This window comes from candidate division WOR-3 bacterium (assembly GCA_029858255.1).
GTDB lineage: Bacteria > Hydrothermota > Tepidihabitantia > SM23-42 > SM23-42 > SM23-42.
Genome location: JAOUFJ010000003.1, coordinates 94,443 through 114,076, shown reverse-complemented (window position 1 = coordinate 114,076; position 19,634 = coordinate 94,443). Strand labels below are relative to the sequence as shown.

Here is a 19,634-nt window from a genome sequence, read left to right as displayed (position 1 = left end):
AGTACTCCTTTTGTACTAATATTAGTCATAAATATGAGCAAGTCAAGTCCACACGACAGAGATTGAGGCACATAATCATCCGGTTGATTTTCCTGCCTTTTTGCCTAAACTCAATATATGCGGCGGAAAGATCTGGTTGTGTTTGTTTCGGGATTCGCAGCGGTTGTGGCGCAGACCCTTATCATACGCGAGGCACTCGCGCTTTTCAGCGGCAATGAACTTGTCTCTGGAATCCTTTTGTGTTTCTGGCTGATCTGGGGCGGTATCGGCAGCATTGTTTTCTCCAGCATCCGCTTACGGACTAATCCGGCCAGGGTATATGCGATATTACTATTTATTCTTTGCCTCCTCCAGTTCTTTTCACTGTGCTTCATCAGAATTGCCCCGCGGATATTCAGCCTGCCGCTTGGTGAAGTCATTGATCTGAACAGAATAATTGTAATATCGGTTATTACCGTGGCGCCCGTATGTATGGTTATAGGTGCGCTATTCCCGAGCGCATCACGGATCCTCCAACCTGAGAGAGTGTATTTCCTCGAGGGTATTGGTGCATTCGCCGGCGGTATCCTTTTCTCATTTCTCTTTGTGACAATCCTACCTCCTTTTGGCATTATGCTATTGTCCGGCATCATCCTGTTGTTGATCACGCTTTACTTCCTGCAGATGAGGAAGGTGCTCTGGATGCCTTTGCTGCTTGCCGTATTGTTCCTTTGGATTGACTCGGTTGAGATGCATTTCAGGAAAGTGCAAATGGGTAGCGTTGATCTCATCGGTCTGAACGAATCAAGATATGGTGTGATTGCGGTTACGAAATCCGGTGAACAGTATAATTTCTATACAAATGGCCTCTATGATTTTTCATACCCTGATCCTTATTCGAGTGAAGAAGCCGTCCACTATGCGCTCTTGCTCCACCCGGAGCCGAAGAATGTCTTGCTCGTTGGAGGAGGCATCGGCAGTAGTATTACCGAGGTCCTCAAGCATCCGAGTGTGCAGAACATTACTTACGTCGAGCTGGATCCGATGCTATTTGAAATTGGTCAGAGATATCTTGGCGAAAGTTTGAGCCGCAGCGAGAAACTCACCGTCATCTTCGGCGATGCGAGGTACCATGTGAAACATGCAGATGTGAAATACGATGTTGTCATAGTTAATCTACCCGATCCGGTGAACGCCCAGATAAACCGTTTCTACACAAAGGAATTCTTCGGCGAGGCAAACAGAACTCTCAGCCCTGGAGGTCTGTTGTCGGTGCGCATAACAGCACCACCAGACATCATTAGCCCTGTATACGGTGAATTATTGAGGACGACATACAATACGTTGAATACGGTTTTCGGCAATATCATTGTTCTGCCTGCGTCGAAGATTACGTTCATTGCCAGCAATGGTGCTTTGGCCACGGACGGTATCGTCGATACCCTGAGCGCCAGGATCAAAAGAAGGGGCCTCGCTTTGACCTACGTCAATGAATATTACTTCAGATATGACCTGTCAGCAGAAAAACTCGGCTACATAAGGGAACGCATTGCCGGATCCAAGGGTTACTATAACAGCGACCTCAAGCCGGTGTGTTATTACTTCTCCTCGATCCTCTGGGGCGGTATTCTGTCCGGTTCCACGAGAAAGGTATTCGTTGGCTTGTTCAATATACCTGCAGTGTTCTTCCTCTTGTCGCTCCTGCTTGTATTCTTCTTCTACAGACGAAGATCCATTATTTATGTCTCGGTGCTCGCCGTGGGTGCGAGCGAAATATCGGCCGAAGTGATTCTGATCGTGCTCTTCCAGGTGTTCTATGGGTATGTCTACGGCTGGATCGGTGCGATCATCGCCTTTTACATGCTGGGGCTGGCGGCTGGTACATTGATCTACTTGAGAGTTCCGGGGTTGAGAAGTAGACCGGTCGGTAACCTGTTGAGAATAGAATTTGTGTTGAGTGTGTATTTCGCCGTAATTATCGCTGTCGCCCTTTTCCAGCTACCCTGCATTAATCTGATCGTTGCATTCTTGGTGTTTGCGGGCGGTTTGATAGGCGGAATGCACTTTCCTCTGAGTATCGCGGCGTTGGAAAGTAAACGGCCTGGTTTTGTCTACGGTGTCGACCTGATCGGGTCAAGTATCGGCGCACTCGTCACAGCAATGCTTCTGATACCGATACTGGGAATTGTATTTACGCTCTTTGTTTTTGCCTTGATGAATTGCTTGGTTGGGATCGGGCTGGCAACGGTTCGGGCTCGGTAAGAAATCCGAAAGAGGATATTGTCGTCTTATCGAGTCAGTCTTTTCAGCGCTTCTTTGTAACGCTCAACCGTTTTCTCGACGATGTCGAGCGGCAACTCGGGCGGTTCTGAATTCCTGTTCCAATCAGTGCTGAGCAGATAATCGCGTACGAACTGCTTATCAAAGGCAATGAGGGAACGTTCTTTGTCGTACAGCTCCTTGTCCCAGAAGCGACTTGAATCAGGCGTAAATATCTCATCGATGAGTATAATCTTGTCGTTCAACCTTCCGAACTCAAACTTTGTGTCTGCGATCACGATGCCCCGTTCAAGCGCGTAATCATGGGTGAAGTTATAGATTTCGATCGTTTTGTGCTTGATGTATTCAGCGTCTCTTGCTGGTACCGTTTTCTTCATTTCTTCGAAGCTGATATTGACATCGTGTCCTGAAAACGATTTGGTGGCAGGTGTGAAAAGTGGTATCGGGAATTTGTCACCTTTCTTTAGATTGCTGCACGCTACGTCACCTACTATGCCGGTCTTCTCGTATTCATTCCACGCTGAACCGGCAATATACCCGCGCGCAACACATTCGACTTCGATCAATTCTGCTTTGTTCACGAGCATCGAACGGCCTTGCAGGGTTTCTTTATAATCCAGGACGGCCGGGGGATACTTGTTGACATCATCGGTGATAAAGTGGTTTTCGATAATATGGTTTGTTGCCTGGAACCAGAATATGGACAATTGGGTAAGGATTTCGCCTTTCTTGGGAATAAGCGTCGGCAGAATATAGTCGAACGCGGAAATGCGGTCTGTGGCGCATATCAGCAATTGGTCGCCCAAGTCAAATACCTCGCGGACTTTTCCCGATCTCAGTTTTTTGAGTCCCGGTATATCGATCGACCCTACTGCTGTGTCCATGACGTATTCTATTTATGAAACAAACCTTGTCAAGCATCGAGTATCTTGACATGACGGAATCATTCTGCATAATGACTTATTGGCGATGTATTACAAAGTTTTTTGATAATCTGGACCAGGGGGTGGATAGAGTATGAAGAAATGTATACGATGCATGATTTTATTGGGCTTGCTGTGCTTCTTTTCCATTGGCAACGCGATAATTCTTTACGTTCATCCAGATTCTACTCTGAATTTGATACAGGTGGCTCTGGATTCATGTTCTACTAATGATACGGTGCTGGTTGGCCCGGGAGTCTATTACGAGAATATAGACTGGCCATATGTTCAGGGGATCAACCTTCTGAGTGAATACGGTCCCGATACCACGGTTATTGACGGCAGTAAAGAAAGCGGTGTCATATACCTGTCTTTGATGCCAACGGATTCGACGACATCGATCCGCGGTTTCACGATAAGAAACGGCGACGCATGGCAAGGTGGTGGAATACACTCTGTCGGGGGCAGACCAAGGATCACCAATAATATCATTACCAACAACACCTCGCAGTGGCAATCGCGAAACAACCGTTTAAGCGCGGGGTATGAATATGGATATCCTCGCGTTGGTCGCTCGTCAGAATTTTCGACACTCGGTCCGCCGCCACAAGGCGGAGGTATCTATACCGAGTGGTCATCGGCCGTGATAGTCAATAATGTGATAAGTGAAAACATTTCCTATCAGGGAGGCGGCGTTGCCTGTTTCTGCGACGCGGCGAATATCGCTCCCCTGGTCATGAACAACACTATTACGGCGAATACGGCACACGCGGGCGGCGGTGTCTATATCGATTGCCCGTTCACGATGACCGTTGTCAGGGAAAACGTGATTTCCGGCAACACGGCCAATTACGGAGGCGGCTTAGCCTGTTACTATGTGATCAATCCCCTGCTGGCGATCACCATGAATACAATAACAGAGAACTCCGCTGATTCTGCAGGCGGCGGGATCTGGTCTTATCTTGCATCCTCGCCGATCATCGACAGCAACATCATATCAGGTAATGCCGGGGATGGGATATACAGTGGGTATAATTCGTCGCCGCTGGTCATCAACAACAACATCACGGGTAACGTTGGTTTTGCTGTCCGAAACGACGATCCGGACGAACTCGTTGTTGCCGAAAATAACTGGTGGGGAGATGCTTCCGGTCCATATCATCCGGTTACCAACCCGGGTGGCATGGGTGATACGGTGAGCGATTATGTTGACTATGAACCCTGGATGACATTGCCCGGCACTGGTGAGCTCACCCTTCAAACACAATCTGTGAGCATGCTGCAAATCCATCCCAACCCATTCGGCGATTATACCATCATACGATACTCGATTCTCGATACCGGACACTTGATAGACAACCCGACATTGACTATCTACGACGTGAGTGGCAGACGAGTCAAAGACTTTGGGCAGTTACCTGAGATCGGTTATCAGGCATCAGTGAAGTGGGATGGGGCTGACAGTGCCAACAGGAAGCTGCCAGGCGGTGTTTATTTTGCACAGCTTGTAGCAGGCGAACACTCGGAAACGGCAAAGCTTATTCTACTGAGATAAGATAAGCCTCGGGGTCTTATCTCCATACTTCACAAGACGTCATATCTGTGCCATATCGTTATTGACAACCATGATACCAGATTTATAATATTCAAACTGGAGGAGATATGTCGTATACGTATAAAATAGTATTAATAGTAGCATTCTTGACAGCAGCATGCAGCTTTGCGGCAGACGCACGGTTTATGGGAATGGGTAATCTCTCGTTTCTATTCCAGGATGATTATCAAAGACTTGACCTGTACGATTTCGCGGGGATATCGTCCGGTTTCTTCAGGAACGACACCGTTTCATTCGCCGGGTTGCATGGATCTGTGTTACGGGAGGAATGGGAACGGGATTCAGTCGTCTACTGGGCGATCGGACAGGCGTTACCTGAAAAGTTGCAGGCATATGCGCCGGTAGAGGCCCTTGGATACTACCAGTCAATACCGGCCTTCGAGACAATACCGTGGGAGATTATTTATGTTTCGCGTAGAACTGAGGAAGGTTATGATTACTTCGGTGGTCAATTGTCGCGGCAATCATGGGGGTTCTGGGGTGGATATTCGAGATTGAGCCGTACGTTCGACGAAGAAACCGAATCGATAAGCACCCCGGCTCTCAATTTGATCTACGCGCGCCCTTTTTCAGATCACCTTGATTTCGGTGTTGCTTTTGATGCGTTCTATGGTAGCTATAGTTCGCCAGGCGGTAATTATGGCGCATCACTTGTGCCCCTGGGTGGTGGTGCCGGCTTGAGCTACAATGATGCCAAATTTGATTTGGGGTTTAATACCGAGTATCATTATTTGAATTTCATTTTTGAATATCCTTCCGGGACTGAAGAATCCTTTAGCGGACACGCAATTGCGCCGGCACTGGGCGCGATCATCAAGGTTGCAGGTCTAACTTGGGCGAATGCGCTTGGCTACAGGTGGATAGGATTGGCAGGGTCTTATAATGGCAATGAGCTGGGTGATCTGGGGATAACCGCTTATTCTGCGAAGACACAGCTGTTATATAAGCTGCGGTTCCTGCGCATCGCGGTATACGGATCATTCGACCAGCAGGTGCCTATATATACAGATCCGGGCGACAGCGTTGAATTCGAGACCGCATACCAGAACTACGTTTTAGGTGGTGGTCTGGGTATTGTCCACGGCCCGGCGCTCATAGGTGCAGAGGGTTTTCTGCAGAAAGTGAGTACTGACGATCGGGTCATTGAAGAAATCGTAAAAGGCGATGAGTGGGGCGTCAAAATCGGTCTTGAAATCAGACCGGTCAGGCAGATCGCCCTGAGGGGCGGATTCAACTATATTACTGTTGATCCTGATGTCAATATTGAAGATGATATTGCGAAGACGAACACGATTACCTGCGGGTTCGGCTTCAACGCTGCTGGTAAAACTCGATTCGATATCGGGTATAATTACAAACAGACCAAGACCGATTTGTATACTGATGAGAGGATAAAAGACCATATCTTTTTTATATACATGAAACACCTGATAACCGAAGCGGGCGACTGAATACCCCATAAGTGGCTTGACATTCAGTATAGTATAGATATAATCACCTCGCACGAGGATGATACCAACTCAATAAAGCCTGGTATATCCTGCAAACAAAGGAGGAACAGTGAAAAAATTCTTAGCAGCATGCCTCATGTGCATGATGTTGTGGATCGCGTGCGGGGGAGAGGATGAATCTGAGATACCACAGGTTGAGATCACCTTTCCGATTGATGGTTCCGCAGTAAGCGGAACAGTCGAAATAACTGCTGATGCTACAGATGACAGTGTCGTTGTGAGCGTGGAATTCTATATCGATGACTCGCTGGTCTCAACGGACACGTTAGCGCCCTATGCTCATTCGTGGTCGACGGCTGGGCTTGTAGATAGTTCAAGCCACACGATTTATGCGAAGGCGTATGATGCCGACGATAATGAAGGAATATCACCTACCATCAGCGTGATCGTCTTCAACGGTTTCTATGAATCCGACGACTTCAATTCTTATCCATCTTCTTCGTATCTCGACTCGGTATATGCGCTATTGGACGGTAATGGGAACTGGTCTTCGACTGATTGGAATGTGATGCGCGAAGAGATTGCATTTGACAGCAATTACATCATGGTCCGCGAATTTCCGGTCAGCTCTCACAATCACGCAACGTACCACCTGACTGCCCAGGCGAATATCATTAGCCTGACCGTCGGGTTTGCCTATATCGAAGATACGAATGCCGAAATATATGTTCTTGTCTCTCCCGACGATACCACCTGGGTGGACGTAACGGACCAGTTCAACATCTCAACGACGACCACACCGACGAATACATCTGTTGATCTAACCGCGTTCCTTACCGGTTACGGACAGGATGCCTATGTCAGATTCGAGGCAGAGGCGTCCGGCGGTACGAACTGGCACTGTGCGATCGATGACTTCTGGGTGTCCGGCACCGTAGAATAATTTTTATCGCAGAACGTTGTCAAAGGGGAGTGGCTCAGTCACTCCCCTTTTTTATTAATTACTATCCCGTATGGCAAAAGTGAATTATTGCACTTCGGCGCTTTTGCGAAAAAGTGAGGGGGGAACATCTTGGATGTGTTGTTCTGGTGTCTTGACCTGAGATGAAGGGACTTGTATAATTATGTAGAGGCGGTACGATAAGAATGCATGTATTCATTTGTATACTGATGCTATGTCAGGTCGGTTCTAGCAAACCGGGGATGAGTGATTTGTTCAATAGAAGATATCCAACATGCAGTCACGATTGGATCGTCAGGATAGATTATCGGCACAATCGTGGTTATGCGACAGGTCTGTTCCTGCAAAACGGCGATCATATAACCGAGACCGATGTTTTGTTCAAAACTCAAACATATCAGCCCGGTGCAGGCAGGATAACTGGCACAAAGTTGTTATTGCAGACACTTAGTGCAGGAGGAAGTGGGGTTCTTCTTACCTGTCTTACGTTTGCCGTAACCAAACAACCGATCTGGTCTTATGGAATCGGGGCGACAATTGGACCCGCGCTGGGCGCGACTATTGTCGGGAATGCCTTAATGGAACCGGACGGCTCTTTCCTGCGGAGTTTTGCTGGATCGACAGTAGGAGCCACCTTGGGGGGAGGTATTTCCTTCATCACCTTAGTAGTATGGAGTCTTATGTATGATCCACCTGATAACGGGTACTACTTGATTGGTCTTGCTGCGGGGCTGCCGGCCATGGGGGCAGTTGGTGGTTATTATGCAGGATATAAAGAAACAAATGATCACTCGATGGATTTTCATAAGGCAAATGAGCTTCATTGCGAACATAGAGGGCTAAGTAGAATGTCAATCGAAATCCCCCTGCTCAAGATGGAATTCTATTAGTATGATGTCGGGGTTACCTATGGCGTCCCTCACTTTGGTGCGTCATTGACAAATAAATCACTGTATTTATAATAATCCACAATGAACAGTATGTTTGAAACATTGGTTGAGCGGTGCTGGGGCCTTTTGAGTGATGAATAGCATAGAAATTTCATACTAAGGGGGAATTTATGCAGAAGCAGCCCGAGAAGAAAGAAAAAAAGAAACAAAAAACTAAGAAAGAAAAACAAACGAAGAAAGAAAAGAGACAGAAATCCACGTCGGATTGGTGATAGAATAGAGTGCGTATTATCACTAGTTTTGTACAAGGAGACCATAGTAGGCAGGCCTGTCAACCTTCACCTGCGTAACGTCTTTTATTCATAACACGATGGAGGAATAAGTGGGTGCAAAACCAATATCAATCATCATTTTCAGCCTTGTTCTTATGCCCTGGACGGCGCGGATGCACGGACAGAGTGAAACAGCAGAGGGAATTGTTGACACCAAACCAGCAGACCTTGTTTTGAATGAGGTGGTGGAAGAAGCGATCTCAGTCGTGAAACCTGCTCTGGTAAGGATACACGCGGTATCGGTGTTCGACCGCCAGGGACGCGAGATCAAACGGGAATCTTCTGGCAGTGGCGTTATCATAGATCGAGATGGTCACATTGTTACCAATCATCACGTTGCCGGCAGGGCGATAAGGTTGAGATGTACTCTTTTTAGCAAGGAGGAGATCGAAGCCGATGTCGTTGGCACTGATCCACTGTCTGATATCTGCGTGATCAAACTTCGCAGTCCAGAGAAACGTAATTTTCCATATGTAGACTTCGGCAATTCTGATGTGCTGTCGGTCGGTGAATACGTACTGGCGATGGGCAGCCCACTTGCCCTTTCGCAGTCAGTGACCATGGGGATTGTGAGCAATACGGAGATGGTCATGCCCGATGTTTTCAGGCCTTTCAAACTCACCCTTGAAGGTGAAGATGTTGGTTCTGTTGTACGCTGGATCGGACACGACGCTCCGATCTACCCGGGTAACTCAGGCGGACCTCTTGTTAATCTCAATGGCGAAGTCGTGGGCATAAATGAAATAAGTTTCGGCATCGCGGGTGCTATACCGGCAAACCTGGCAAAGGATGTTGTCAGGCAGTTGATCGAAAACGGAAAGGTTACCCGATCCTGGATCGGAATTGAAGTACAGCCGTTGCTCGAATCGTATGACGGGGAAACGGGCGCTCTTATCAGCAGTGTTATCAGCGGGTCTCCGGCAGCCGATGCGGGTTTTCTTTCCGGTGATATTCTCGTGCATTATGCAGGAGAGGATGTGACGGTTCGGTTCAACGAAGAGTTGCCGATATTCAACCAATTGTTGATGAACTCTGAGATCGGCAAAAAGGTGAATGCGACAGTCCTCAGGGATGGAAAGAGAAGAGAATTGACGGTCATACCCAAAGAGCGGGAGTATATCTGGCCCCGGCCCGTTGAGGTGAAGAGGTGGGGGATTACAGCACGCGATATTTCCTTGATGGCGGCAAAAGAATTGAAAAGGGACAGCCGGGATGGCGTGCTTGTGACATCAGTCCGTCCTGGAGGACCGTGTGGTAAAGCAGAGCCTGCCATGATACGCAACGACGTCATAACTGAAGTGAATGGAAAGAAGATGTATAGGGTCGGAGATCTGGTGGGGCTGACCGAGGAATTTTCTGCAAGGAATGAAGAAGTGACGTCGATCCTGGTTGCTTTTGAACGCAAGAATAGTCGCTATATCACGGTTGTAAAGCTAGATACGGTTACCCTGGAAGACCAGGGCAGGGAGTTGCAGAAAGCCTGGTTAGGTATCGAGACCCAGGTTTTGACCAGGGATATTTCAGACGCGCTCGGAATTCAACAATACAGGGGCGTGCGCGTAACGCAGGTTTTCGACAACAGCGCAGCCAAAAAAGCCGGCATCAGGATCGGTGATGTCATTGTCGCCGTTGAGGGCGAACAGATCGAAGCGTCGATGGCTTCAGACATTGGAGTGCTGCCGGTAATGCTGCGGAAATACGATATCGGTAGCAAAGTAACCCTGACAGTGCTCCGGGACAAGAAAGAGATGCAGTCGTCAGTAGTATTGGGTTCTTCACCTGCAACTAAAGATGAGATGAAGAAGTATACAGATGAAGATTTCGAGTTCACGGCACGCGATATCGCCTTTGAGGACCGTGTTGACCAGCGCTGGGAGCCGGAACAAAAAGGCGTGCTCGTGGACAATGTAAGCGAGGGAAGTTGGGCAGCGCTGGCAAATCTTGAAGTCGGTGATCTAGTGCTTTCCGTTGATGGAGTAGATATCGCTGATATCGATGCATTTGCCAGTATCATGGAGAAAATCGCCGACGAGAAAAGAAAGCATGTAGTCTTTCATGTGTTGAGAGGAATACACAATATGTTCATTGAGTTGGTGCCTTCCTGGACCACAGATTACTAAGAGGGGAGGGATAATGTTTGGACGTAGTATTACTTTTGTTCTTTTAATGTGTTATATTACGGTCATTCCAGCATGGTCGGATCCGATTGCCGAGAGTGCCCGGGAAATATCAGAGAAGTCACAGGATGCTCTGGTTAGCGTACGCATCGTGCTTGAGGTTCGTAAGTCCGAGATGACGGTCGAACGGCTGGCGACGGTGGTCGATCCTTCCGGCCTTATGGTCATGTCCCTGGCGAGCATTGATCCTTCATCGCTTGGTTTGTTCCCGAGCGGTGTTGACATCCAGGTCAAAGACATAACGGTCATACTGCCAGATAAAATAGAGATACCAGCTAAGATCGTTCTCCGTGATACGGACCTTGATCTGGCATTGCTGCGCCCCATCGAGAAAATCGAGCAAACCTTGGTTCATGTTGCGCTGAAAGATGGTGCAATGCCAGAAATGCTGGACCAAGTGGTTCTCCTGTCAAAACTCGGAAGTTCGGCCAACTACACGCCGCTCGCAGTGCCGGCATGGATAGTTGGTATTATCACAAAACCACGCACCTGGTATGTCTTGAACATTTCACCTGACATGAGTGACCTCGGCGCGCCGGTGTTTGATACTGACGGTATGATAGTCGGATTCGTCCTGCTGAAAGTGGATGTAGCTGCTCAATCGTCTCCATTTGAAATGATGATGCGCAGCGGTGGGTTTGATATCCTGCCGGTCGTGCTGCCCGTGAAAGAAGTAGCGGATGTGATCAGTAGAATGGAATAAGCCCTCTTTGGGGATAGGCATGCACTTTTGGGCTGTGAATATGCCCTGCAGGCATAATCTATGCGAAACTGCCGTGTGGAAGTCGTCTAACGCTCGGGGAAAGGCCGCTAAAATAAAGCGCGGGGTGGTGTGATGAAGATTAAACAAAAAATCCAGGAGTTGATCGGTAGACTTGGAGATAACAACATATCGGCGTTCTATGTGAAAAACAGGAAGCAGGCTTTTGAGAAGGTCATGTCTATGATACCCGAGGGCAGTATCGTCGGATTCGGTGATTCGCTAACGTTGAGGCAAATAGGTGTTGTAGATGCGCTTGCGAAAGGCGATTATATTTTCCTGGATCCATGGAAACCCGGAATCAGTGTTGAGGAAAGTATTAGGTTTAAAAAACGGGCTTTGACTTCGGATGTATTTGTGACGGGCACGAACGCGTTGACGTTGGATGGTAAAATAGTCAACGTCGACGGACACGGGAACCGTGTTGCCGCAATGCTTTTCGGTCCAGACAAGGTTGTCATTGTGGTGGGAATTAACAAGATCGTAGAGAACCTCGAGGGAGCATTAAAGAAGATCAAAGAAAGGACTGCTCCGGCGAACGTGAAACGCCACCCGGAATTCGATCCAATGCCGCCATGCGGCTCGACAGGTGTATGCAGTGATTGCTCCTCGCCGTGGAGGATCTGCAACAAAACAGTTATCATAGAGAGGGAGTACGACAACAATAAGTACAGGCCAGTCATCAATGTGGTAATAGTCGGCGAAGAATTAGGGATCTAGAAAATCACCACAGGGATCCGCAGGGGACACGCTCCGTTCAGCACAGAGTAGACTCCGAATTCTCGATTCGCCAACAAAGAATAGCAGATGGGTATATGTGTCGAGATTTGCGGGCGTGTGCTACGAAGATGAAAGAATTCGTGATTTATTAGGCAGTTAGACTATTTATAAGGTTTTCGATTTCATCCGAAAAGGGGATGACCTTGGAGATTTTCTGCAGTGTCTCAATGCCCTTTTCCCGTTCACCGTACGCAGAGCAGGCTTCGGCATATTTCATTGTTTCATTTTCCAGGTTACCAAGGATCGTGTTGCGCATGTTTTCTGACCAGTCATCATACATTCTCTTGAATGGTGCGTCTCGAAACAGTGAGAAGGCATGTAGGTACTCAGTCCTAGCAAACGCCCATTCACCAGCAATTGAGAATGCCTTTGCCCGGGCAAGGTGCTCCTGATACTCATTGTAATCAGTGATGAAATGGCAGTCAAAAGAGAGACTATTCTCTTTGATGTACAAGAAATGTGAAGGCAGACAGAGTGCTTTTCTTAATCTGACCAAAAGATGCGCCAGATTTCTTGAAGGGTTCTTGCTGTCCGGCCAGAAATTTTCATAGATCCTATCAAGAGCGATCCATCGGTTTTTTGCAGTTGCTAAATGGATCAGGAAAGCGGCGTCTTTTGGCGCCAATTTCATCCTCTGATATTGCTGGTTTCTGATAACAATGAGCCTTCCCAGAAAGTTCACAGAGTAGACCGGTATTTCCTTTCGGAAGGCGGGCAAGTTGAGCATCGTCCGTGGAAGGTTTGTCGGTTTTCCTTTCTCTAACAGATCCGTGATTACCTCCGGAAAGAAAAAGATATACCTCTGCAGGAACCCTGTAATACCCTTGTCCTCCGCATGTTTCACGGCTTTTGCGTATTGCCCGTTCCTGAGTAAGAGGGCGAGTTTTATGGTGGGCATGGATTGTTTGTCTACTGCAATGGAATCTTTCTCATGCGGTGCCTGAGAGGCAAGAATTTCGATAATAGTTGTCAAGATTTCCAGTTGGTTCTTTGCTACAAAGGGAAGGAGGCCCTTGAGGATGCGTCTGGCTCTGGTGTTTTCACCCAGACTACAATATGCGCCTGCAATCGTCAAATAACAACCAAAAATACTACCTTTTGCCTCCTCTTTCTCTAACGAAGCAAGCACCTCGGTGGCGAGCGATATTGCTCTATGGGGCATTCCTTTGACGAGCGACCACATGGATTTTATGCGAAGCATTTTGGAATGACTCCCCCAATGGTCTAATTCTTCATTTTTCCAGATTTCGAGGGCTTTCTTATACTCCCCCTTCACAATGAATATATCAGCGAGGAATGATGTGGTGATCTTCTCTTCTTCCTCATTCAGTCTACCTCTTGATTTTAAATACCAATATTTGGCTTCTCTGAAATCCTCCAATTGTGCATAAAGTTGTCCAAGATCCCGCATGAAAAACGGAGATACACGTTTTCGTCTCCTAAGCAAGATACGGCAGGTTCTGGCTATGTCCGATGCCGCTTTTATGTTTAGAAGCCCGGTCTGTGCAAATCCCTCGGAGATCAGGAGCGAAAGCCTTGGGGCGAAGAGTGAATAAGAATATTTATCTCCGGTTCTTTTGAGTATCTTTCTTAGTTCCACTACTCTGTTCAACATCTCCAACGGTTCGCCGCTCCATGATAATGCCTTGATTTCCAGCGATCCCACGATGAAGATTGAATAGTGCAGATTCTGGTTGTGACACTCTTCATATAAAACCCGCAATCGTCCCAGATAGGAACGGACGGGAATTTTACCGAACAGAAGGCCCATTTTCTCGATCTGCCTTCTCATGTTGAGCAGTGAATCAGGGATCTGTGGAAGAAGTTCATTTTCATGTAGTGCAGGAATAGAATTCAGTATCTCAGCCGACCTATCGACTGCTCCGCGTTCAAAGAGTTGTTGCGCTAACTCATATTTCTTTTTTGCTTCCTCGGTCCAAGGACAATCGGTGAAGTTGCTGCTCATATTTTCTTGATTGAATCCTGCATAACCATGCCTCTTCCAGATCCCCCATATCCCTTTGATGGAAATTCTGACGCCTTCTTTTTCCAGGATCTCTTTTGCCTGACGCACGGTCAACCCCGGTTCATGTTCCTTCATCAGGGCGACTTTTGTTTCAAAATCCGGCTTTGCCCGGTTCCAGGGTCTTCTGTAAGCTGACAAAAGCGCTTCTTCACCCTGTTCCTTATACAATCTAACCCACTTGAAGACCGTGCGATAAGCAATGTGAAACTTCAGAGCGGTCTGTCTGAATGAAACTTCGTTCTGAAGGTAGTGATGCGTAACCTTGAGCCGCAGACGCTGTCTGTTGTCCATATGCGGAAACATTGTACAAAAAACCAAAATAAAGTCAACAATGAAGCCATGCCCTTAACAAATGTTTAAATACAAACGCTTTCGAGACCACCTCAGGACTCGAAAATGCACACAATTCAACCTATAATGCATTGTTGTGTATTCTGAACATTGTGATGTTGGTGTTGAGAGTAGATTTAGATTGAGGATACCTTGTCGATAAAGGAGGTTGAAATGGACAGAAAAAAGTATCTGCTGACAATAGTCTTTGGGGTGTTCATGCCTCTTGTATTGTTGGCTCAATGGGAGCCGGATGTACGGTTGACCAATGACCCTTCCGAATCCGTGACTTCTTTTAACAATGCCTGGTGTGTTGCGTGTTCCGGTGATATGGTTCATGTGGTCTGGCATGACGATCGTGATGGCAATACTGAGATTTACTACAAGCGTTCCACGGATAATGGCATGATCTGGGAGGCGGATAGTCGCATTACTGAAGATGCTGCTTGGTCAGAACGCCCATCAGTGGCGGTTTGCGATTCAATAATACACGTTGCATGGTATGACGGCCGTATTGGACCACCAAGGATCTATTACAAACGTTCCTTAGATAATGGTGCAACCTGGGGTCCGGATATTGGCCTCACTCCCACTGCCGGCGTGGGGTACCATCCTTCGGTGGCTGTTTGTGATTCGATCGTGCATGTAGTCTGGACGGACATGCGTGCCGGACCTCAGATCTACTATGCACGTTCTCTGGACAATGGCGCGACCTGGGGGACAGATACAATAATCACTCCTGCTGCCCCGCCCGCTGGAAAGAACCTTGCTTCGGTGGCAGTCTCTGATTCGATCGTGCACGTGGTCTGGATGGACATGCGTGCCGCCCCGCAGATTTATTATACACGTTCCCTTGATAATGGTACGTCATGGGAGACGGATAGGCCTATTACTCCTGCCACCTCGCAGTTTCCTTCGGTGGCGGTCTCTGATTCCATTGTGCACGTTGTCTACGCTGATTTTCGCTTCGGGGTCGATAGCCCCAAGATTTTTCACACGCGGTCTCTGGATGACGGCACAAATTGGGAGACGGAAGTAATGCTCGCTGATAGTTTTGCTTCGTGGTATCCTTCAGTAGCGGTTTCCGGTTCTCATGTGCATGTTGTCTGGCCGGATGACCGGAACGAAGATCCATCTGAGATCTACTACAAATGTTCTTTCGATGATGGCGTAAACTGGGGCGTAGATACAAGACTTACGGACAATGTTTCCGAGTCGAGGGAGCCTTCGGTGGCGGTTTCCGGTTCACATGTGCATGTAGTCTGGCATGACGATCGTGATGGAAATTGGGAGATCTATTACAAGTGCGATCCGACCGGTAATGTGGGAGTAATCGAGCATGGGGAAGCCGTTGCTGCATCTCACCGCTTGTTTTCTGCTCCTTCTTTTTTCAATGAAAGGATTACCGTAAGTTTTGATGAGTCAGTGAAAGGGCCGCTGAGTATCGCACTCTACGATATCTGTGGTGCATCAGCATATTCTGCGACCTATACATCCGTTCCTCTTTCTGTGACTCTGGGAGATACAAGAATTCTGCGTCTTGCTCCAGGAGTATATTTCCTGCGTATTGAATTGAACGAACAGGCAGAGACCCAAAAGCTCATCAAGTTTAAGTGAAAATTTGGCTCAGGGCTGGGATATTGATCCCAGCCCTGGCCGGGGACAGGCATACACTTTTTACACTTTTTGACCGCAGAAAGACTCATCGAAAATTCGCTTTTCTCATTCGTGCGATTAATTGGCGGACTCGACATCCCGTTTCCTTGCTATATAGAATTGTCATATGAAAACGGGAAACCGGTGACCCTCGGTATGTGAGACATAAGCACATTCAGGCAGACCTCGACGAAGCATTATCTGGTTTCACTCTTTGAAGCATCGGATTTCTTCTGTGAACGCTTGTGCCATTTTTGTGCCAAAAGTTGACCGAGATGACCACCTGCGGCACCAGAGATAAGTGCGACGATTGGGAATCCATACATGTTCTTCCAGAAGAAAACAACGAAATGATATGGTCCCCAAACGTAGTTGTGCCATGCGAACACAAACAATGGTGTCGGGACTATTCCAGTCAGAGTATGAATGCTTATTGGGGTTACCCTGAAATGATTTGCAATACCGAGTGTCTCAAGCATTATTGCTACTAACAACCCGTATATTAATCCGCGACGGCCTATCAGATAACCAGCAGTGAAACCGCCAACAAGAGCAAACAGAGAATGTGCAATGACAGGAACAATTACGGGATAGCGACCTGGGTGATATAGGATATTAATGATAAACAGCATTCCTAATGACACCAAGAATCCTACAGTCACCGCAATGATTTTTCTTCGCATGTTATCCTCCGATTATGACCTTCAACATACCTACATCATCTTTCTTTTCTGTGCAAACATCCAATTTCCTCACCGCGTTTTGCTTGTGTGCGGTAGAGAGATGGCTATACCTCATCGTCATTTTGATGTCCTTGTGTCCGAGAAGTTCCTGGACCGTTCTGATGTGTGCGTCTACCATGATCAGTTCTCCGTATGAACAAAAATCCCCTCGTCCGCATAATTGCCGGCGGACTCGGGATGCTGAAACTAATGATCGAATTTGCTCCCCTCGCTAACGCTCGGGATGCTGAAATTCACCTTTGCATTACACTACAAATGCAAGTGAATTTCGCATGGGCGGTACTGGATTTGAACCGGTGACCTTCGGTATGTGAGACCGACGCTCTAACCAACTGAGCTAACCGCCCTATGACAACCTCGTCTGTGGCTGAATGATTTGGAAGCTGGAATACAACTGAGGAATGACGGACTCGTGCTTTTCCAGCATCCCAACCTCAACCCTTTAACCAGTTTTTATTACTCTTCTACCTTCAATCCTATATTTACCCGATACGATGATGTTGATGGCTTCGGTGTAGATACGGTGTTCTTCTTTCAGTATCCGCGCGGCGAGTGTTTCAGGTGTATCGTCATCAAGCACCGGCACTGCGGCTTGGGTTATGATAGCACCCGCATCAACATCTTCGTTTACGAAATGAACCGTGCATCCGGAGAACTTCACGCCGTATTCGAGCGCTTTTCGCTGCACGTCGAGTCCAGGAAAGGAAGGCAACAATGCCGGATGTATGTTAAGGATCCTGCCTTTGAACGCTTCTAGCAAAGGTTTCTTTATGACCCGCATGAAACCGGCAAGGCAGATCAGATCTACCTTATGTTCCTGCAGCGTCTTCACGTAATTTTCTTCGAACTCAGGCAACAGCCAGGTCTTTTTCGGCCCGGGGTCCAGCCATATTGCCTTGAATCCATGGTCTCGGGCGATCTGCAGGGCCCGCGCATCTTTGTTATCGCTGATCACGCAGGCGAGATTCGCCTGTAGCGTCCCGTTCTCAATGCTTTTGATTATTGCCTCTAAATTGGAGCCCCTTCCTGAAGCCAGCACAGCAATATTCTTCATGGATTATTCTATCCGACACAGGTTTTAAGTCAATACGGTAAATCGTGGTTCGACAGCATGGTGTTAGATGTGGATTATTACTTCTCGGCGAGCTCGAAGGGTAATGACCTGACGGGAGACGCGTCCCTTTTGATATGACCGTATATATTGGTCGCTTGACTTCTTCCTGTACAGCAGTAAAATTGATCGTGGATTTGAGAGATATCGGTGCTGTAATTCCAGCATTTAATGCCGAAAAGACCATAAGCACGGTGATAAACGATCTAGTTAATTATGGATTCAGCAGGGACAACATAATCGTGGTTAATGATGGTTCGTCAGACAGGACTGAAGAACTGACAAAGAAGCAAGGTGTAAATCTGCTGAAACATGAACAGAACCTTGGTAAGGGTGCGGCGTTGAGAAATGGTTTCAATCTTGCACGGAAGAGCCACATCAAAAAGATTTTTGTGATCGACGCCGATGCGCAGCATAAAGTATCGGAAATAGATTCTTTCCTGGAAATAAACGGTCGCTATGACATAACAATCGGAGAACGTGAAAATATATTCAAACACATGCCCCTGGACAGGCTGCTGACAAATCGAACTGTGAATCTTGTTGTATCGTTACTGTCCGGCGTGCGAACGACAGATGTTCAGTGCGGTTTCAGGTACATAGACTTGAAAATATTTGATGAGATAGAATTGAGGACAAATAAATATGAGATCGAATCGGAAATGGTGATAGAGGCAGCCAGGAAGAAATTCAGAATCGGCTTTGTACCGGTCAGCACGATATATGGCAGTGAAAAGAGTCACATCAGCCCCATGGTCGATACGGTACGGTTTATAACTATGGCAGTGAGGTTTTTATGGCGTTGATATTGTTGACCAATGACGATGGTTATGATGCTGCTGGTCTCCAAGCACTGTACAAGGAACTGAAGAAAGATTACACCGTCATGGTCGTGGCACCGAGTACGCAGCAGAGCGGGGCAAGTCATTCACTGACGCTGAGAAAGCCGATAAGAGTTGAAAAGCTTCATGAGAATTTCTACATTGTTGCCGGCACGCCTACTGACTGCGTGCTTCTGGCATATCACGACTTGATAGGCATGAAAATAGACCTCGTTGTTTCCGGGATAAACCACGGGCCGAACATGGGCAGCGATGTATTCTATTCCGGGACAGTCGCCGCGGCTTTGCAGGGTGCGAGTATGGGAATAAGATCGCTGGCGATTTCGATCGCGGTCGATGCTTCGTGCGATTTTGTGAACGCAGTCAAATATTCCCGTGACCTGATCGGCCGTGTCCTCGCGTCGGACAGGAACGATATTATTCTTAACGTCAATATACCGAGCGGTAAGATCAAGGGTGAAAAAATAACGCGTATGGGGAAGCGTATATACAAAGACAAGGTGATAAGGGATAGAGAGAAGAAAAACGTCATATATTCTATTATTGATGGTGTGCTGTCGTACCGGGCGGATAATGACACCGATTTCAAGGCCATCGACAAGCATTATGTTTCGATCACACCATTGAAATTGGATTTGACTGACTATGATATAATGCAGAACCTGGACGGCTATATCGGAGGAAAATCCGGGTAGGTTGGAAGCCGTTGGATGGACATGTCGAGGATTGATTTCCAAATCGGCATTGACTTTCGCGTCTTTTCGGTTATTCTAATGGG

17 protein-coding genes and 1 tRNA gene are annotated in these 19,634 nt (G+C 47.4%); 12 read left to right on the top strand and 6 right to left on the bottom strand.

Features of this window, described 5'->3' with window-relative positions; genetic code table 11:
* Positions 1-117: 117 nt before the first annotated feature.
* On the top strand, positions 118-2,241 hold the full coding sequence (locus OEV79_02715) for a hypothetical protein (protein ID MDH4210342.1): 2,124 nt from the start codon (positions 118-120) through the stop codon (positions 2,239-2,241).
* Between the two features lie 26 nt (positions 2,242-2,267).
* Here OEV79_02715 and OEV79_02710 read toward each other — a convergent pair whose 3' ends face one another.
* Positions 2,268-3,143 (bottom strand): phosphoribosylaminoimidazolesuccinocarboxamide synthase, encoded by an 876-nt coding sequence (locus OEV79_02710; GenBank protein ID MDH4210341.1) that lies wholly within the window; start codon positions 3,141-3,143, stop codon positions 2,268-2,270.
* Between the two features lie 133 nt (positions 3,144-3,276).
* On the opposite strand from OEV79_02710, the gene OEV79_02705 reads away from it, so the two are divergent.
* The 7 genes from OEV79_02705 (at position 3,277) to OEV79_02675 (ending at position 12,088) form a co-directional block, all read left to right on the top strand.
* Positions 3,277-4,737, top strand: a complete 1,461-nt coding sequence (locus OEV79_02705) for a right-handed parallel beta-helix repeat-containing protein (GenBank protein MDH4210340.1) — start codon at positions 3,277-3,279, stop codon at positions 4,735-4,737.
* 107 nt (positions 4,738-4,844) lie between these two features.
* Positions 4,845-6,248 carry a hypothetical protein gene (locus tag OEV79_02700; GenBank protein MDH4210339.1) on the top strand — a complete coding sequence of 468 codons (1,404 nt, stop codon included), beginning with the start codon at positions 4,845-4,847 and terminating at the stop codon, positions 6,246-6,248.
* Positions 6,249-6,357: 109 nt separating this feature from the next.
* Positions 6,358-7,191, top strand: a complete 834-nt coding sequence (locus tag OEV79_02695) for an Ig-like domain-containing protein (protein MDH4210338.1) — start codon at positions 6,358-6,360, stop codon at positions 7,189-7,191.
* A gap of 260 nt (positions 7,192-7,451) precedes the next feature.
* A complete protein-coding gene (locus OEV79_02690; GenBank protein MDH4210337.1) occupies positions 7,452-8,099 on the top strand; it encodes a hypothetical protein in 648 nt (215 codons plus the stop codon).
* 382 nt (positions 8,100-8,481) lie between these two features.
* Positions 8,482-10,551 carry a PDZ domain-containing protein gene (locus OEV79_02685; protein MDH4210336.1) on the top strand — a complete coding sequence of 690 codons (2,070 nt, stop codon included), beginning with the start codon at positions 8,482-8,484 and terminating at the stop codon, positions 10,549-10,551.
* 13 nt (positions 10,552-10,564) lie between these two features.
* Positions 10,565-11,311 (top strand): serine protease, encoded by a 747-nt coding sequence (locus OEV79_02680; protein ID MDH4210335.1) that lies wholly within the window; start codon positions 10,565-10,567, stop codon positions 11,309-11,311.
* 132 nt (positions 11,312-11,443) lie between these two features.
* Positions 11,444-12,088 (top strand): lactate utilization protein, encoded by a 645-nt coding sequence (locus OEV79_02675; GenBank protein ID MDH4210334.1) that lies wholly within the window; start codon positions 11,444-11,446, stop codon positions 12,086-12,088.
* A gap of 148 nt (positions 12,089-12,236) precedes the next feature.
* On the opposite strand, the gene OEV79_02670 is transcribed toward OEV79_02675, so the two are convergent.
* The gene (locus OEV79_02670; protein MDH4210333.1) at positions 12,237-14,465 is read right to left on the bottom strand and encodes a helix-turn-helix domain-containing protein; all 2,229 of its coding nucleotides are present in this window, start codon (positions 14,463-14,465) and stop codon (positions 12,237-12,239) included.
* Positions 14,466-14,678: 213 nt separating this feature from the next.
* On the opposite strand from OEV79_02670, the gene OEV79_02665 reads away from it, so the two are divergent.
* Positions 14,679-16,121 carry a T9SS type A sorting domain-containing protein gene (locus OEV79_02665; protein MDH4210332.1) on the top strand — a complete coding sequence of 481 codons (1,443 nt, stop codon included), beginning with the start codon at positions 14,679-14,681 and terminating at the stop codon, positions 16,119-16,121.
* A gap of 236 nt (positions 16,122-16,357) precedes the next feature.
* Here the strand turns inward: OEV79_02665 and OEV79_02660 are convergent, their stop codons facing one another.
* Positions 16,358-16,843: a YrzE family protein gene (locus tag OEV79_02660; GenBank protein MDH4210331.1), complete on the bottom strand. Its 486-nt coding sequence runs from the start codon at positions 16,841-16,843 to the stop codon at positions 16,358-16,360.
* Between the two features lies 1 nt (position 16,844).
* Positions 16,845-17,021: a tyrosine-type recombinase/integrase gene (locus OEV79_02655; GenBank protein ID MDH4210330.1), complete on the bottom strand. Its 177-nt coding sequence runs from the start codon at positions 17,019-17,021 to the stop codon at positions 16,845-16,847.
* A gap of 14 nt (positions 17,022-17,035) precedes the next feature.
* Here OEV79_02655 and OEV79_02650 point away from each other — a divergent pair, with 14 nt between their 5' ends.
* Entirely contained in the window at positions 17,036-17,203 is a 168-nt protein-coding gene (locus OEV79_02650) for a hypothetical protein (protein ID MDH4210329.1), read from the top strand.
* Here OEV79_02650 and OEV79_02645 read toward each other — a convergent pair.
* Together OEV79_02645 and purN are read right to left on the bottom strand one after the other, a co-directional pair.
* Positions 17,177-17,250, bottom strand: a tRNA-Val gene (locus OEV79_02645). The two genes, OEV79_02650 and OEV79_02645, sit on opposite strands and share 27 nt — an antisense overlap.
* A 95-nt stretch (positions 17,251-17,345) precedes the next feature.
* Positions 17,346-17,957: a phosphoribosylglycinamide formyltransferase gene (gene purN, locus OEV79_02640; GenBank protein ID MDH4210328.1), complete on the bottom strand. Its 612-nt coding sequence runs from the start codon at positions 17,955-17,957 to the stop codon at positions 17,346-17,348.
* Between the two features lie 188 nt (positions 17,958-18,145).
* On the opposite strand from purN, the gene OEV79_02635 reads away from it, so the two are divergent.
* Together OEV79_02635 and surE are read left to right on the top strand one after the other, a co-directional pair.
* Positions 18,146-18,820, top strand: coding sequence for a glycosyltransferase family 2 protein (locus tag OEV79_02635; protein MDH4210327.1), 675 nt, complete (start codon positions 18,146-18,148; stop codon positions 18,818-18,820).
* Positions 18,811-19,551 (top strand): 5'/3'-nucleotidase SurE, encoded by a 741-nt coding sequence (gene surE / locus OEV79_02630; protein MDH4210326.1) that lies wholly within the window; start codon positions 18,811-18,813, stop codon positions 19,549-19,551. The genes OEV79_02635 and surE overlap by 10 nt, the downstream gene beginning before the upstream one ends.
* The last annotated feature ends 83 nt before the right edge of the window (positions 19,552-19,634 follow it).

What these genes read in the sequence shown, in the direction of transcription:
- OEV79_02715 (MDH4210342.1), top strand. Translation starts at nt 118, where the DNA reads ATGCGGCGGAAAGATCTGGTTGTGTTTGTTTCGGGATTCGCAGCGGTT.
- OEV79_02675 (MDH4210334.1), top strand. Translation starts at nt 11,444, where the DNA reads ATGAAGATTAAACAAAAAATCCAGGAGTTGATCGGTAGACTTGGAGAT.
- OEV79_02670 (MDH4210333.1), bottom strand. Translation starts at nt 14,465, where the DNA reads ATGGACAACAGACAGCGTCTGCGGCTCAAGGTTACGCATCACTACCTT.
- OEV79_02700 (MDH4210339.1), top strand. Translation starts at nt 4,845, where the DNA reads ATGTCGTATACGTATAAAATAGTATTAATAGTAGCATTCTTGACAGCA.
- OEV79_02660 (MDH4210331.1), bottom strand. Translation starts at nt 16,843, where the DNA reads ATGCGAAGAAAAATCATTGCGGTGACTGTAGGATTCTTGGTGTCATTA.
- OEV79_02705 (MDH4210340.1), top strand. Translation starts at nt 3,277, where the DNA reads ATGAAGAAATGTATACGATGCATGATTTTATTGGGCTTGCTGTGCTTC.
- OEV79_02655 (MDH4210330.1), bottom strand. Translation starts at nt 17,021, where the DNA reads ATGGTAGACGCACACATCAGAACGGTCCAGGAACTTCTCGGACACAAG.
- OEV79_02710 (MDH4210341.1), bottom strand. Translation starts at nt 3,143, where the DNA reads ATGGACACAGCAGTAGGGTCGATCGATATACCGGGACTCAAAAAACTG.
- OEV79_02650 (MDH4210329.1), top strand. Translation starts at nt 17,036, where the DNA reads ATGAACAAAAATCCCCTCGTCCGCATAATTGCCGGCGGACTCGGGATG.
- OEV79_02665 (MDH4210332.1), top strand. Translation starts at nt 14,679, where the DNA reads ATGGACAGAAAAAAGTATCTGCTGACAATAGTCTTTGGGGTGTTCATG.
- surE (MDH4210326.1), top strand. Translation starts at nt 18,811, where the DNA reads ATGGCGTTGATATTGTTGACCAATGACGATGGTTATGATGCTGCTGGT.
- OEV79_02680 (MDH4210335.1), top strand. Translation starts at nt 10,565, where the DNA reads ATGTTTGGACGTAGTATTACTTTTGTTCTTTTAATGTGTTATATTACG.
- OEV79_02690 (MDH4210337.1), top strand. Translation starts at nt 7,452, where the DNA reads ATGAGTGATTTGTTCAATAGAAGATATCCAACATGCAGTCACGATTGG.
- purN (MDH4210328.1), bottom strand. Translation starts at nt 17,957, where the DNA reads ATGAAGAATATTGCTGTGCTGGCTTCAGGAAGGGGCTCCAATTTAGAG.